We start from the raw sequence: 14,108 nt of genomic DNA, 5'->3' as shown, positions 1-14,108 counted from the left end.
GGTGTATTATGCGTCCATGGATGATGAACCCGAGGTAGCACTGCAATGATCCGTTCCTTTTTTCGCGGCCTGGTGGCCATCGCGACACTGACGTTGCTCGCCGGTTGCAGCAACCCCGAGACACCCCAGGAAGTGGCGGCGGCCTTCTGGCAGGCCATGGCCGAGAACGACGCCGGTGATGTGATGGAATACTCCACCCTGGCAGAAGCCACCGCGTTCGACGGTTACAAGCGTAGCTGGACCGACGCTGTGCCATCCTTCGGCCGGGTCGTCATTGAAGATCGCGAAGCCACTATCGTGACCCGCCTGCCGGCCGAAGCCGGAACCGAAGGTGAGCGGCTGGAGCTGGTCACCTATCTCGTACGGTTCCAGGATCAGTGGCTGGTGGATTACGACCGTACTGGCGAGGCCATCCTTAATCCTTCCCCGTTCAGCAGCATCATGGGCGAGCTCAGCCGGCTCGGTGACGAGCTCAGCGCCCGTTTCTCATCGTCTTCGGATGACTTTGAGCAGCAGATGGAGCAGCTGGCGCGGGATCTGGAAGCCTACTCCGAGGAAATCGGCCGCGAGGCAGAGGGCGCCATGGAGGCGTTCGGCAAGAAGTTGCAGGAAGCCATGCGGGAGCTTGAGCGCTCGGTGGAAGACGCCCTGAAAGACAGTGAGCCGACACCGGAAGAGGACCGGGTGATTCTGGAGCAGGCTGCCCGGGATCTGGATCGCCAGGCCGATGAGCTGAACGAGCCCACCATGGAATCGATCGCCAGTGCCAGCCGCACCGTGGCCGAAACCGGCGAACGCTTCACGCGCCTGAGTGAGGAAACGCTGAATCGTTACCGGGAGGAGTGGCAGCAGAGGCTGGCTGAGATGCGCGCTGACGCGGACGAATTTATCGAGCAGCTCAGACTTTAGCGGGCTTGCTCGGCGCCTCGCAGCATGGCCTGAAGCAGCTCCTCGGCATCGAATTTCGTCAGCGCTTCGTTGGCGCCCACCTGATTGGCATAGCTTAGGCTCATCTCACTGTTCAGTGACGTATGCAGGATGATGTAAGGCTGCTTCAGCGCTGAATTGTCCCGCACATTGAACGCCAGTTCGTACCCATCGAGCCCCGGCATCTCGATATCGCTGACCAGAATGTCCGTGGGCCGGCCCAGTTCATGGTCGCGCAGCAGAATCTGCAGCGCGTCATCACCATTCGACGTCACCTGGTAGGGGATGTCCTTGCTGTCCAGCACGTCCGAGAGTTGCTTACGGGCCACCTGGGAATCGTCGACCATCAGAATGTTCAGGGACTTGAGCGTCTCACTCTGCACATCCGTGAGAACCACCTCCTGGGTGTCCAGGGATTCCGGGTACACCTTCGCCAACAGCAATTCCACATCCAGCAGCTGGATGATATCGCCCTCCACGTCCAGCAGCCCTGTGATAAACGCCTTGCTGCCCAGGGCTTTGGGTGGCGGCATCACCGATTTCCAGTCAGTCTCGATGATCTGTTGCACGCTGCGCACCAGAAAACCGATCTCCTGGCGCTGGATATCCGTGACAATAATCGAGGCTTTTTCCCGTTCTTCCTGCGTCAGCGGCGGATAGCCGACCGCGGCAGCCATATCGATCACCGGAACGGCGGAACCCCGGAAGGTGGCCGTGCCGATGACGGCGTGATGGCTGTGGGGCAGTTTCGTCAGCCGCATGAAAGGCAGGATTTCCCGGATCTTCAGGGTTCCGATCCCGAACAGACGCTCGCCGGAAAGCCGGAACAGCAGAAGTTTCTGGGTCTGCTTCGCTTTGCTGGACATACAACCGGGTCCTTTCAAACGCAAAAGCCCCTGCCGCAGGAGCTTTTCAAGAATTGGATTCAGCAGGCTGTCTGGCGGGCGGACGCTGCCAAGCCAATAAGCCTGAGGTATGTAGCAATAGTAGCAGCTTTACCGTGAATCGGGATTCAGAAGGATTGTTTCAAATGGTGACAGAAACACTCCGCGCGAGGCCTTGTGTTGCCATACCAGTGTGCCCTCAGAACGCCATGTCCTTGCCGTCCCAGGCCTTGAAGCAGCCGGTTTCGGCGAGGGTGAGGCTATCAATCTGCCGCCTGAGGCCATCAACCGATTGTTCAACCGATACCTCGGCGTCGCTGCCGCCCATGTCCGTGGCCACCCAGCCCGGGTGGTAGATGCCCACGGCTATGCCCTGCTCACGCAGGTCCACGGCCAGATTTCGCCCGAGATTGAGCGCCGCCGCTTTTGAGGCACGATATATGTACCGGCCGCCACCGGCAGAAGCCTGGGATCCAAGCTTGCTGGATATGATGGCGATTTTCGGGGTGCCGACCCCGGCCAATGCCAGTCTGAGATTGGGTAGCAGCGCCTGTATGGTGAGGAATACGCCGGTCACATTGACCTGGAAGTGCTCCGCCCAGAGTTCTGGCGGATAGCCGCCTTCCAGCTGTTCATGGCGATCAAGCAGAATGCCGGCGTTACAGACCAGGGTTGAGATCGGTTGATTTTCGAGGCGCTCGCCCAGCGCGGTCACGCTGGCGGGGTCGGCGACATCCAGCACCTCCATGCCCGGTTCGCTGCGGGCCGTGCCGATGACATGCTCGCCCGCCTCTCTCCATTCATCGGCCAGGCCCTTGCCGATGCCGCGATTGGCGCCTGTGATAAGAATGGTCATGTTTGTATTCCTTGTGGCTGAGGCTCAACAGTAGCACAGGTCTCTGGCGATCCCTGCCGGAGGTGCTGCCTACCAGGGGAGGTTATTCAGGATGAACCAGGCGGTGCCGCCGGTCGCCAGGATTGCCACCAGGGCAAGCAGACCGTCCCGCGCCACGATGGCGAGGCCGAACGCCATCAGGGCGATTCCGGCACCGTTGGCGCTGAATGGAATCACTTCCATCAGTGGCATGGCAGCCGCTACGGCCATGCAAATGATGGCGATAACGTATTGCCCCGGCCCGCGAACCAGCCAGAGCAGCCTTTGTTTTGTCCATCGATCCACAAATCGGGCGGGCTTGTTCATCCAGTCCAGCCCCCTGGCAAGCTTTTCTCTTTCGATGTTCCGGCGCGCCAGCTTTGAGGGAATCCATATCGAGTGGCGCTGGAAAATCAGTTGCCCCAGGGTGAGTAGCACCATCAGACCAAGCAGCGTCGGTACTCCCGGAATATCACCTATCAGCGGGGCCAGGGTGATTACGCCGGCGATCAGAACCATCGGCCCGAAGGAACGTTCACCAACAGCTGCCAGTACATCGCCCACAGACACCTGAACCTGTCCCCCGGTGTTTGCGCGAAGGCGTTCCAGAAGTTCTGTCAGACTGGCCGGATCGTCTGGCTGGTTCATGGTGGTGCTCGTGGTCTCCTATTGAACAGGTTTTGCAGACACTACCTTGATTGGGCAACGAGTGCATGAACACAAGATGACAGGGAGTTAGCCCGGGCGTTGCCGCTCAGAATATTGAGTGCCTGACTAATTAGTCTATATTAATTAGACCTCCCCTCCTCGGCGGCATCAAAGATGTATCCAGGCCAGAGCAACGGGTTGCCGTTCTCAAAGTTGTTGCACCCGCATTTTTTGACGCCCGCACGGCGCAGATCTGCTTTGGTGCTCGCGTTCATTCTCTGTTTTTCCGCCCCAAGCTATGGGGACTGCGACATCTCACTGCGCTGGGACGATGATCCGCCCTATTTCATGGTTCAGGAGGGTAAGTTGGTCGGCATTGATGCCGACCTGGTCCGTGAGGCCATTGGGCGCCTGAATTGCGGGCTTTCCTTTCAGAAGATGCCATGGGCCAGGGCGCTTCGGGAGTTGCGTGATGGGCATGTGGATATGCTCTCCGGCGCCTACCGGACTCCGGAGCGAGAGGAGTATGCCCATTACTCCGACGTGGTCGGTCTGGTATCACCCAATATCCTGTTTATACGGCGATCTGACGAGTCAAGGTTCGAGCTGAATGGCTTGCGGCAGCTGCTGGAATCGGGTTTCAGGCTTGGTGCCCAGATTCATGTGTCCTACAGCGAGGAATACAGCGCCCTCATCCAGAATCCCGACTACGAAAAAAACATTCAGTATCTTTCCCGCCGAGAGTCGCTCTGGAAAATGCTGGCCCGGAACCGGGTGGATGGCGTGGTTGCCAGCAGGCTAACTGGCCTGTACGAAATTCAGGCGCTGGGATTGTCGGGCACGACTACGCCCAGCTCGATGGTTGTCTCTAATAAACCCGCGTTCTTCGTTTTCTCCAAAGCATCGGTCAGTTCCGAGTTTGTGGCGGATTTTGATCGTGTGCTGCAAGCGATGCTGGACGATGGGACCTTTGCGGCCATTGTGAATCGGTATGTTTGCGGTACCGGCGATTCTTGGCTGGCTGAGGCGCAGGCGGGTATGGGCGCATGCCCTTTGGCTATGCGTTTGCATATTCCGGCCCATCATGAACACCCATTCCGGACGAACGTGAACACCTATTCTGGTTCAACGTGAACAGTCATTCTGGTCGAAGATGAACACTTTTCGGAAATTTCCGGAATCGGTGTTCACCATGCCGGAATCGGTGTTCACGTTCAACCAGAATCCTTCTTAACGCATTGTTTATTCAACCGCTTGCTACTCTGGTTCTTTTTTTGGGAATCAGGGTCATGGCAGCAAAGAGAATTCCAATGCGCAAAATAAGAGAAGTGCTTCGCCTGAGGCTGGAAGCCGGGCTTTCGATCCGGCAAATCAGCGCCAGCACCAAGACCAGTGTCGGGGCTATCCAGAAGCTCCTGACCCGAGCCCAGGCTTTAGAGATCACCTGGCCCTTACCCGAGGATCTGGACGATGGCCGCCTGGCGGCCATGCTCTATCCCGGTGCTGACCCCACCAGCTCCAGCCGCTATCAGGTACCGGACTGGTTGACCGTCCATCAGAGCCTCAAACACAAGGGCGTTACCAAGCAACTGCTATGGGAGGAATACACCGCCCAATACCCCAATCGCTGTTACAGCTATTCTCAATACTGTGACCGCTTCCGGCACTGGCAAAAGCAGCAAAGGCGCTCTATGCGCCAGATCCACAAGGCCGGTGAAAAGTGCTTCATTGACTACTGTGGCCCCACCGTTCCGATCATTAACCCGCAAACCGGCGAAATCCGCACGGCCCAGGTGTTTGTCGCCGTGCTGGGGGCTTCGAATTACACCTATGCGGAGGCCACCTGGAGCCAGGGCTTGCAGGACTGGTTGATGAGTCACGTGCGCACCTTTGAGTTTTTTGCGGGTGTTCCGGAGATGATTATCCCCGATAATCTGCGTAGCGGTGTCAACAAAGCCTGTCTGGCCGACCTGAATCAGTGCATCCGGTCCCTGCTGGACGACCTGAACAGCCGACCATTCCGAGCGCTGCCAGGCAACCGGAAGGAGGCCTTCAAGACGCTCGACCAGCCAGCCCTGAAGGCGCTACCCAAACACCCCTATGAGTACGTCGAGATCCGGCGTTGCCGGGTCAACATCGATTACCACATCGAGTTCAGCCAGCACCACTACTCGGTGCCGCACCAGTATGTGGGCGAGCAGGTGGACCTCCACGCCAGTGAGCGACTGGTACAGATCTACTTCCGGCAACGACAGATCGCCAGCCACCCACGCAGTCATCAGTACGGCATCACGACCGAGTCAGGGCACATGCCCACCCGCCATCAAAAACAACAACAGTGGTCCCCCGGCCGGCTTAAGAACTGGGCCCGGGACATCGGGCCGGACACCCTGATCTGGGTCAGTGACCGACTGGATGAGCGGGAGCATCCGGAGCAGGCCTACCGGGTCTGTCTTGGGCTACTCAATCTGAGCAAGGAATATCCCAGCGAGCGCCTTAACGCCGGTTGCCGCATTGCCAACCGCGAAGGCCTGGACCGGCTGAAACACATCAAGGCCATTCTCCGGAGCAACCGGGACAAGTTGCCCGAACAACTGCCCTTGCACACAGAACTGCCCCAGCACCACGAGAACATCCGTGGCCCGAAGAGCTTCCACTAGGATACCCGCATGAACACCTTGCAAACCCTGACACGATTGAGAGATCTGAAGCTCGGCGGCATGGCTGCCGCCCTGGAACATCAACAAAACCAGCCGGGAACTTATGACGAGCTGTCGTTCACCGAACGCCTGGAGCTGTTGCTCGACCGGGAGTTCCAGACCCGGGATCACCGCAAGCAGGATCGCCTGGTGCGTCAGGCCCGCTTCAAACTCCGGGCCTCGGTTCAGGACATCGACTACCAGCACCCACGCAATCTGAAGAAAACACAGGTAGCCCAACTGGCCCAGACAGACTGGCTCGAACGGGGTCAGAACCTGTTGATTACCGGCCCTTGCGGCAGCGGCAAAACCTATCTGGGTTGCGCCGTGGGGCATCAGGCCTGCCTCAACGGCCTCAGCACCCGGTATTACCGGATCTCCCGATTACTGCTGGAACTGACCCAGGCCAAGGCCGATGGCACCTACCAGAAAACCCTCAGCCAACTAGCCAAAGTAAAGCTGCTGATCCTGGACGACTGGGGGCTGGAAGCTCTGAAACCTGCACACCGGAACGACCTGATGGAGATCATGGATGACCGTCACGGCACTCACTCGACCATGATCATCAGCCAGCTACCCACCGATCAGTGGTACGCCGCCATCGGCGATAACACTCTGGCGGACGCCATTCTGGATCGGTTGATGCACAACGCTCACCGCTGGGCTCTGAAAGGGGAATCGATGAGAAAGCGACTTCAGGAAATTGACTGAACGTGAACACCCAGGGTACAAACTCCGGTGGGTGATGCGTTAAGAAAAAAGGTGTTCACGTTCAGCCAGAATGGGCGTTCACGTTCGCCGGAATATGCAGCGTTGACGTTCGGAAAACTTTTGGACAGCGTGTAACGAAAAAAGCCCCTGAAATCAGGGGCTTTCTCTTGGTTGTTTGGGACGGCGACAACCGAAAAAAATACCTAAGCCAATGTAAAATATAAAAATTAATTTTTTATATAGTAAATGTGCCCCCAAATATGCCCCCAATCATTCTTTATCACTTGCCAGTTTTAACACGCAGAAACCCCTACTCCTAAATCTAAAACGCCTTGTGAATGCAGGCTGCTCATAAAAGCTCCAATAGCATCAGCGTAAAATACGTGTGCAAATGCTGGATGATTTCGATCGTTATCGGTTGTGTCGTAGAGAATGTCCGCCAGCGGAGTGGCATCGTCTAGACCTATTCGCACAATTCCCAAGTGAAGGCTCATTGGCTGTACTTTTTCTGCCAATTGTAGCCGCACCCTCGCCAGAATTTGAGGGCGATCTTTGAGGAGTCCATGTAACTCATAGGTCATATATTCTGACAGCTTAAGATATCGAGTACTCAGCGTAAGGCCTGGAGAGCTTTTCCCAGTGTTTTGATAGTAGAGCTGAAGTATCTGAGCCAAGTATTTTGCTGTTGTAATGCCGCACCTATGCAGTGTGTCTGGAGAAGTTCTCAGATCGTTGTGTGCGGCTACCAGGAGTAGGTGTGGTGTGAAAGGGGGGTAATCGCCAATGGGGTCCGGTAAAGCTGGTTTGGTCAGTGATGGTGGGCTGTCAGGAACGAGCTCTACAGGGGCGGTCGGCCCCTTGTTGACAACTTTCAATCTTGCGCTGGGTCCAATGTTGTCGTCGTGAATGTACAAATTGGGAATATGGGAGTCCTGAAGATTTATTTGGCCGGATGCTACTGTGCTTGGAGGGCAAGATCTAAAGCCAACGGCGCATACGGCATGCAGGCCAGCAGTGCCAAGTTGGCCGACAATCAATACAGGATACCCTGATCTGATCAAAGAAGCGCAAGAGCTTGAAAATCGCTCAATGCTGAAACCCTTAACGCCGGCAACTGCCGCAAGGTCACCGTTGAATACTATGGGTGACAGGTCATGTTCCTTAATTGCCTCGCGGACTTGTTCGATGCTTAGCCCTGAGGATGGGAAAACTCGATCTCCCATAGAAGCTGTTTGATGTGCTGCCTGAGTTATATCTGCGGTCGTCGGAATAGCGTGGTGATCATCGAAGGCAGATGAGTGCAGCATCGACCACAGCCCGACAGTTGCACAGGCGCCGACGCCAGTGTCCTGTTGTTGCCACGCAAGACCGTGGACCGTCAATCTGATTCCGGCAACGTGGGCGTGGTAGTCGCGAGATGGTGTAACTACCCGTGGGGTTTCGGGCTTCAAATCTTCGTACCAAGCCAGCACGGTCCTCCCTAACGGGGTTGCGGGGATTGGTCGGATCACTACGAACCCAAGATAATTTTCTTGAAGACGTTTAATAGCGCGCTCACGGCCTGCTGCTGCTGATCGCAGCGTGGAGCGATTAAACGCTGCCCCAGCGAAGAAATGCAGCCTTCGGCAAGTGTTGGGGTAACCCGCAGTGCTTTTGCAATAGAAAGCTGCAAATTCTGCAAGATAATCTCGATCGAAATAATTCGGTTCTTCAAGGACAGTTTGAGCGCCTAAATCAGCCAAGTATCTAATTAGATAATTTTTCTGACGAAAATCAGGCAGCTTGTGAAGGGGGCTGGCTTTGTCGAATTTATGAATTTCTAGCTTTTTAGGAGTGTTGGCCATATCAATCCCTGATTCTCAAAAAGAAAAAGGGCCGACTGATAAAGCTCGACCCTTCGAAATCTTTGATCCAAACGATAGCGCTTCGCTACTACCTGATTGTGTATCTCAGCTCTTCTTCCGTTACCGGAGTGCGGTAGGGTTTAGTTCGTTCCTCGACCTCATCGTCCTTCAACCGGCGGCTTACTTGGTCGACAAGGCGAGCGGCCAGTTCGCGTGAGACTTCTTGCTCAAAATTGGGAAGCTTCGACCACTGTCTGGAATCTGTGTTCCAGAGAGTCCTACGTTTGTTAGCTAACATGACAGCTCCCTGCTAGTTCGATGAGTGACCTTTCGCTGGCAATGCAGCGCATCAGACGTGACGCCTTTTAACTTGGAGGCGTGGCAAAGTCAACTTTTTGTAGTTAACCCGAGTTATAGCCAACGCAGTCCTCAATTGCAATTCTGAATTGTAAATGTGCGTACAGGCTTGCCTGCAGCCATAAGGGCGCTGCTTTGGCTGCAAAGCTAGATTTTTAACTTCTCAAAACCAATACGGTAAAGCTTGTTCAAGCTTAATAAGCTCTGCTATCTGGGCTTTGGTCAATTCCCTTCTCAATAGGTCTTGCTTCTCCTTCAGCTGGTGGGGTTCTACCCCGTTTCCACGGACGGTTTTAAAACGGCGAACAGTTTTCTGTCCTGAGCAGCAACTCTACGTCGCATCCTAGGATTATGGAACCGCTCAATGTAATCGAAGACATCAGCTCGTGCTTCATTTTGGGTTCGGTAGCGCCGGTGGTGAATTCGCTCACGCTTGAGCATGCCGAAGAACCCCTCGCAGGCCGCATTATCACCACAATGACCGACCGCGCTCATGCTGCTCACCAGTCGGTTGCTGCCGAGATAGCGCTGGTAATCACCGCTGGTGAATTGACTGCCTCGATCTGAATGCAATATCACCGGAACTTTCCCCTGGCGCTGCCAAACGGCCATCTCAACCGCTCTGATTACCATATGCCGATCCTGTCGGTGATGCATCGACCAGCCAACGATCAGCTTGCTGAACAGGTCGAGAACCACGCAGAGAAAGAGCTTTCCTTCCTGCGTCGGGATCTCTGTTATATCCGTCACCCATTTGGTGTCTGGCTCCAGAGCGGAGAAATCCCGTTCCAGATGATTCCGGATTCCCGGTGGTCGATAAGATTGACGTCCCAAGCGTCCGCGCTTCTTGCGTGGCCACCCCTGAATGCCGTGTTTGGCCATCAATCGCGCGACGCGGTTCAGGCTGGTTGAGGCTCCCTCAGCAACCAGATCCTCATGCATACGGGGTGAGCCAATCATGCCCCCGCTATCGTCATGAATCTCTCTGATGCGTGACAGCAAGTGCTGATTCGCCTTTGACCTGGCGGACTCAGGGCGAGAGACCCAAGCGTAATAACCGCTGGCCGACACCTTCAGGCATCGGCACATAAGACGTATTGGGAAAGTATTGCGACAACGTTGAATCGCCTGATACCTCAGGACGACTCCTTTGCGAAGAACACTGCCGCTTCGCGCAAAAAATCACGCTCCTTCTTCACGCGGGCCAATTCTCGCTTGAGGCGGGCAACCTCTTCGTCTCTGGGGGAACCAGAGCCTTTAAAGGCCTTATCCGTTTCCTCATCCGCTTCTCTGCGCCACCGGGATAACAGGTTGGGATTGATGCCGATCTCTAAGGCTACCTGGCGACAACTCACACCGGGTTGCCGGGTTAAGGCGATGGCTTCGCGTTTGAACTCTGGGCTATATTTTCTGCGTCTGGACATGAACACTCCTTTGGCACAGTGTGCCTCTTTTTAGGAATGTCCGCAGTAACGGGGTAGAACCCGTTTGGTGCCATTCTGAAGGATGGCCGGTTATCGCCTTACCCCATTATGGCAGCCTATGCCGAGTTGACACGCTTTATCTTTGTAGCTAGTTCCGAGTGTTATTGTAAGAGCGCTGAGCAAAGGAGGGTGACTTTTCCTTCTGTAGATTCAGTCTAAATTTCACGATATGGAATCAGCCGGACACTGGGCTGTTAAATAAGCCGGCTTTTGTCGTAAAGCCAGTGGGCCTGGTGTGTAGTAGTCAATTTACTGTGACTTCTTCAAATTTTACGTAGCTGAAGAGCTAGGAGCGGCAGTGCAGAAAAATCTGGCAGTTGCCACAGTTAGAATGGGCTAATCAAATCCTCATCGTATCTCAGTCCGCTTAACTTAAGTTCTCTACATAACCCTTTAAATGTAGAGGTACAGTAAACTGACATTCCCCCTTCCAGCTTGGATTTGAACAACAACTTTTTGTCGATGTCGGTTTGGTCAAAAGAGAGATATTCTAGGCCGTCAACCTCGCCATCCACGTAGTGAAAAATACACTCCGAATCATTTTCTTCACCCCATGTCGTGCAGCGAAAAATAAACATTTCGTTGCCATCGACTACGATTGGAAGAAATTCGCCAGAGCTCTTTAAATAAGAGAATAGTTTTTCTTTGGCATTCTTTGAGAGCACTAGCCAACCATACCCCCAGACAGATATATCAGGTAACGTATCCGCAGTAGGAAACTGCTTTTCGGGAATTACTTGAATAACCGTCCAGATGTCGGATATAGGTTCATCTGATACCATTATTGATTGCAGGCTACGTACACCAACACCCAATTCCTTAGAAAGCTCATAGAAGCTTTTAACTATGACTTTATATGTCTCAGAATCATTTTTAAGCTTATAGGTAATCATATTAGTCACCACTCCATTCTGTATCTTTTGGTTTAACTATTTCTGGCGGATAACCACCATACTTAAGCACCGTTTTACACTCTCGGAGTCGATCTATAAGAACGCGCTTGGAAATTCCGGGTATGGCGAACTTACTGACTATCCAGGTTTCATAATTGTATCGGTGTATTTCCTTATGAGCAGGTGCTCCGGGGGTAGCCCAGTGCCCTTTATCTTTGTATTCTCTTGGTAACCAGACGCCGTTTCGTGGATCGTTAATCCCTATTCCATGCAGACGCAAAGCTAGCCGTGCATCTATCATTTGTGCCTGCTGATATTTTCCTTTGCCCATTACAATGTGGTGCGCGTCATGCCTAACGCTTGGTTTTGGTTCTGCTATCGCTGCGAGGTGGTTATTTAGGCTTTCAGTTGGGTGGTGAGCCTCATTCATCAGAACGTCAATACCTGTATCAGTTTTTGAAAGGGCATGGTTATCCTTTTTGTATTGCTCCAATGTGGCTTGGATCGCCGCGAATTGTTTGATACGAGTACGCTCACATTGTAAGTGAGCAAAGTCCACTTTGCGCTGATTGTCACGAGCTTTTCTAGCTTCTGGAGTCTCATTTTTCGGTACACTACATGCCTGCTCATTATGAAATGCCTTAGCCTTCTGCTCGAAATCGTAGATCGCTAAAGCCAATAGATTAGTGGTTTTAGGTCGACTGTTGGGGGCGGCAGGTTGTTCAATTTTCATTCATTCTCTTCCGTGAAATGTGGCCTTTATATGCCAGATAACCATGCAATATCAGATGAAGCCTAACTTACAACATTTTGATTTGACTGATAATACTCATAATACTTACTTAGCAAAACTTGCTGGGTGTATCACTGAGCAATCGGAATGCTGGCTCACAAAGACAATTCTGATACGTGAAGCAGCGCGGACGCCCCATCTCTATCTGGCCAAGACATCTTGTCGGCCAAGGCGGCGCTACTCTTTTGTTACCACCACGGTCTAAGTCGTGATGAGCTGGCAGTACTTCCGGTAATCAGTCCTACCGTAGCTTATGAGATGGTACCATCTTCATCGATATCAAGAACCGCAAGAGTATTTGTTTGGTGCCATTCTGAAGGATGGCAGGTTATCGCCTTACCCCATCACAGCAAGCTACTCCGAGCTGGCGCGCTTTGTGTTTTTGGCTGATACGGGATGTCATCAGGCCGAATGGGGGGAGGCGTCTGTTGCGGAGTTGACTATTGGGGCCGGCAGCGGACGGCTTGCCGTTTTCGAGCATTAAGGCTTGTGTTTTGGCTGCCGAATATATAAATTAGCTAAATTATATATGGCGGCTTGAGTTTGTAACTTATTGATCTAAAAAGCAAAAAGGCCCTCCTTTCGGAGAGCCTTTTTGATTGAATCTTCGCATCTTGGACCCCTTCAAGCTGACCGAAGTGAGCAGAGAAAAGATATAAACCCAAGTGCTTACGGAATCTAGTATAGGATAGGAGGCCATCGAGTGCAACCCGCCAATATTCACCAGACTCATACAGACATATCTGTCGCCAGGCTGTCCAGCTATCGAACGATGTTTCATGGAGCAAATGACCATGAACTCTATGGCATATATTGCTGGAATGAGGCCCTTTCCGCAACGCTGTTCCGGTTGATTTCAATCACCGAGGTTGTGATGCGTAATCGCTTCCACACTGCGCTCAGCTTGCACTTGCATCGTCACCGCTCCGTAGGTAGAAACGATTCAAATGACTGGTACAACCACCTTACATTACCGCCAAAGTCAGCACAAAAGATCCAACAGGAAACTCACGATAGGCATCGGCGCACTGGACAGTGGAGGCCAAAAGCTCCCGCGCCTTCACCAAATGATGTCGTTTCTAGAATGACATTTGGTTTTTGGCCAAAGCTATTCGACGCAAATTTACCTTGGGGGGATTTGATTCCTCAAATTGTTCCGGGGCACCGTTACACTACTGCTGCGCATTGGTCTGTACTGCGAAACCAAGATGCCCTTTATTCAAGAATGGATCTGGTAAACAAAATCAGAAATCGAATTGCCCATTTCGAGCCTGTATGGAAGCAAGGTGACCTATACGAAGAGCGGCGATATCGCCAGGGTAGTCCGGCCCCAGCTTTGGTGCAGAGTGCCCCGAACACGCCACTCGATGCAATCCAAAGGCTAAAACTCATACATGATCGCATCACAGAGCTACTGAAATGGCTATCACCTGATCGATACAATGATTATATGAGCAGCTATGTAGAGAGACATTTCAACTGGATTTGCTCTGCCGAAGGTCTAGTAGCCTACAAGCAGTTGCAACCTGGGGTGAATATGCCAATGGCTCGCTTCAAGCGGGAGCTCAATAGTCTCCTTGCGCGCCAGGCCATGGTAACGGTCAGTCGTAAAAACCGCCCGGTAGGTACTTACTACCCGATGCTTCGATGAATCCGACCAACTAAAAGCAGCTTATGGCTTGCACCAGGCGAAATCAGTATATAAATTAGCTAAATTATCTAATGAGCGATCTTGAAGGTTAAAAAATGAACGAATCCGAGATCTATGAACAGATTCGCAAAGCCCTGGCCGATGCACCTCGCAACCAGTACACCGTGGAAATGCACCTGCAAATGATCAAGTACGCAGACCAGCTCAAGAGCGTGACTTCCAAAGAGTTCTGCGAGGGTGTGGGCCTCAAGCCCAGCTTTGGTACAGAGTTCAGCAAAATGCGGAATCTCACTCAGCGCTTGAAATCAGCGGGTCTGAATACCGACCTCCTCTAAGTCAACAA

General features: G+C 53.2%; 13 protein-coding genes. 6 read left to right on the top strand and 7 right to left on the bottom strand.

The features are described from left to right. Positions 1-45: 45 nt before the first annotated feature. Positions 46-909, top strand: coding sequence for a hypothetical protein (locus tag ACP86_RS06180; RefSeq protein ID WP_008171090.1), 864 nt, complete (start codon positions 46-48; stop codon positions 907-909). On the opposite strand, the gene ACP86_RS06175 is transcribed toward ACP86_RS06180, so the two are convergent. From ACP86_RS06175 to ACP86_RS06165, 3 genes are all read right to left on the bottom strand, one after another. Then, positions 906-1,793: a chemotaxis protein gene (locus tag ACP86_RS06175; protein WP_008171092.1), complete on the bottom strand. Its 888-nt coding sequence runs from the start codon at positions 1,791-1,793 to the stop codon at positions 906-908. The two genes, ACP86_RS06180 and ACP86_RS06175, sit on opposite strands and share 4 nt — an antisense overlap. 217 nt (positions 1,794-2,010) lie before the next feature. Then, positions 2,011-2,667 (bottom strand): SDR family oxidoreductase, encoded by a 657-nt coding sequence (locus ACP86_RS06170; RefSeq protein ID WP_008171094.1) that lies wholly within the window; start codon positions 2,665-2,667, stop codon positions 2,011-2,013. A gap of 69 nt (positions 2,668-2,736) precedes the next feature. Continuing rightward, positions 2,737-3,333: an exopolysaccharide biosynthesis protein gene (locus ACP86_RS06165; RefSeq protein ID WP_008171095.1), complete on the bottom strand. Its 597-nt coding sequence runs from the start codon at positions 3,331-3,333 to the stop codon at positions 2,737-2,739. Positions 3,334-3,594: 261 nt separating this feature from the next. Here ACP86_RS06165 and ACP86_RS06160 point away from each other — a divergent pair, with 261 nt between their 5' ends. The 3 genes from ACP86_RS06160 (at position 3,595) to istB (ending at position 6,743) form a co-directional block, all read left to right on the top strand. Then, positions 3,595-4,467 (top strand): substrate-binding periplasmic protein, encoded by an 873-nt coding sequence (locus ACP86_RS06160; protein ID WP_158499459.1) that lies wholly within the window; start codon positions 3,595-3,597, stop codon positions 4,465-4,467. Positions 4,468-4,622: 155 nt separating this feature from the next. After that, on the top strand, positions 4,623-5,993 hold the full coding sequence (gene istA, locus ACP86_RS06155; protein WP_053113078.1) for an IS21 family transposase: 1,371 nt from the start codon (positions 4,623-4,625) through the stop codon (positions 5,991-5,993). A 9-nt stretch (positions 5,994-6,002) separates the two neighbouring features. Further along, positions 6,003-6,743 (top strand): IS21-like element helper ATPase IstB, encoded by a 741-nt coding sequence (gene istB / locus ACP86_RS06150; RefSeq protein ID WP_053113077.1) that lies wholly within the window; start codon positions 6,003-6,005, stop codon positions 6,741-6,743. Positions 6,744-7,036: 293 nt separating this feature from the next. Here the strand turns inward: istB and ACP86_RS06145 are convergent, their stop codons facing one another. The 4 genes from ACP86_RS06145 to ACP86_RS06120 form a co-directional block, all read right to left on the bottom strand. Continuing rightward, a complete protein-coding gene (locus tag ACP86_RS06145) occupies positions 7,037-8,587 on the bottom strand; it encodes a hypothetical protein (RefSeq protein ID WP_008173682.1) in 1,551 nt (516 codons plus the stop codon). Positions 8,588-9,214: 627 nt separating this feature from the next. After that, a protein-coding gene (locus tag ACP86_RS06135; RefSeq protein WP_085986445.1) for an IS3 family transposase occupies positions 9,215-10,368 on the bottom strand; the annotation gives its coding sequence in 2 pieces (ribosomal slippage) (positions 9,215-10,128 and positions 10,128-10,368; 1,155 coding nt in all). A 386-nt stretch (positions 10,369-10,754) separates the two neighbouring features. After that, positions 10,755-11,321, bottom strand: coding sequence for a hypothetical protein (locus tag ACP86_RS06125; RefSeq protein WP_053113076.1), 567 nt, complete (start codon positions 11,319-11,321; stop codon positions 10,755-10,757). A 1-nt stretch (position 11,322) separates the two neighbouring features. Beyond that, complete coding sequence (locus ACP86_RS06120) at positions 11,323-12,054, bottom strand: AHH domain-containing protein (protein WP_053113075.1); 732 nt, start codon at positions 12,052-12,054, stop codon at positions 11,323-11,325. Between the two features lie 763 nt (positions 12,055-12,817). Between ACP86_RS06120 and ACP86_RS22045 the strand changes: the two genes are divergently transcribed. Continuing rightward, entirely contained in the window at positions 12,818-13,765 is a 948-nt protein-coding gene (locus ACP86_RS22045; protein WP_075267610.1) for an Abi family protein, read from the top strand. 95 nt (positions 13,766-13,860) lie between these two features. Then, positions 13,861-14,100, top strand: coding sequence for a hypothetical protein (locus ACP86_RS06110; RefSeq protein WP_026948197.1), 240 nt, complete (start codon positions 13,861-13,863; stop codon positions 14,098-14,100). Positions 14,101-14,108: the final 8 nt, after the last annotated feature.

It is taken from the genome of Marinobacter sp. CP1 (genome assembly GCF_001266795.1).
GTDB lineage: Bacteria > Pseudomonadota > Gammaproteobacteria > Pseudomonadales > Oleiphilaceae > Marinobacter > Marinobacter flavimaris.
The sequence above is the reverse complement of the archived record's forward strand: the minus strand, read 5'-3'. Positions and strand labels throughout refer to the sequence as shown.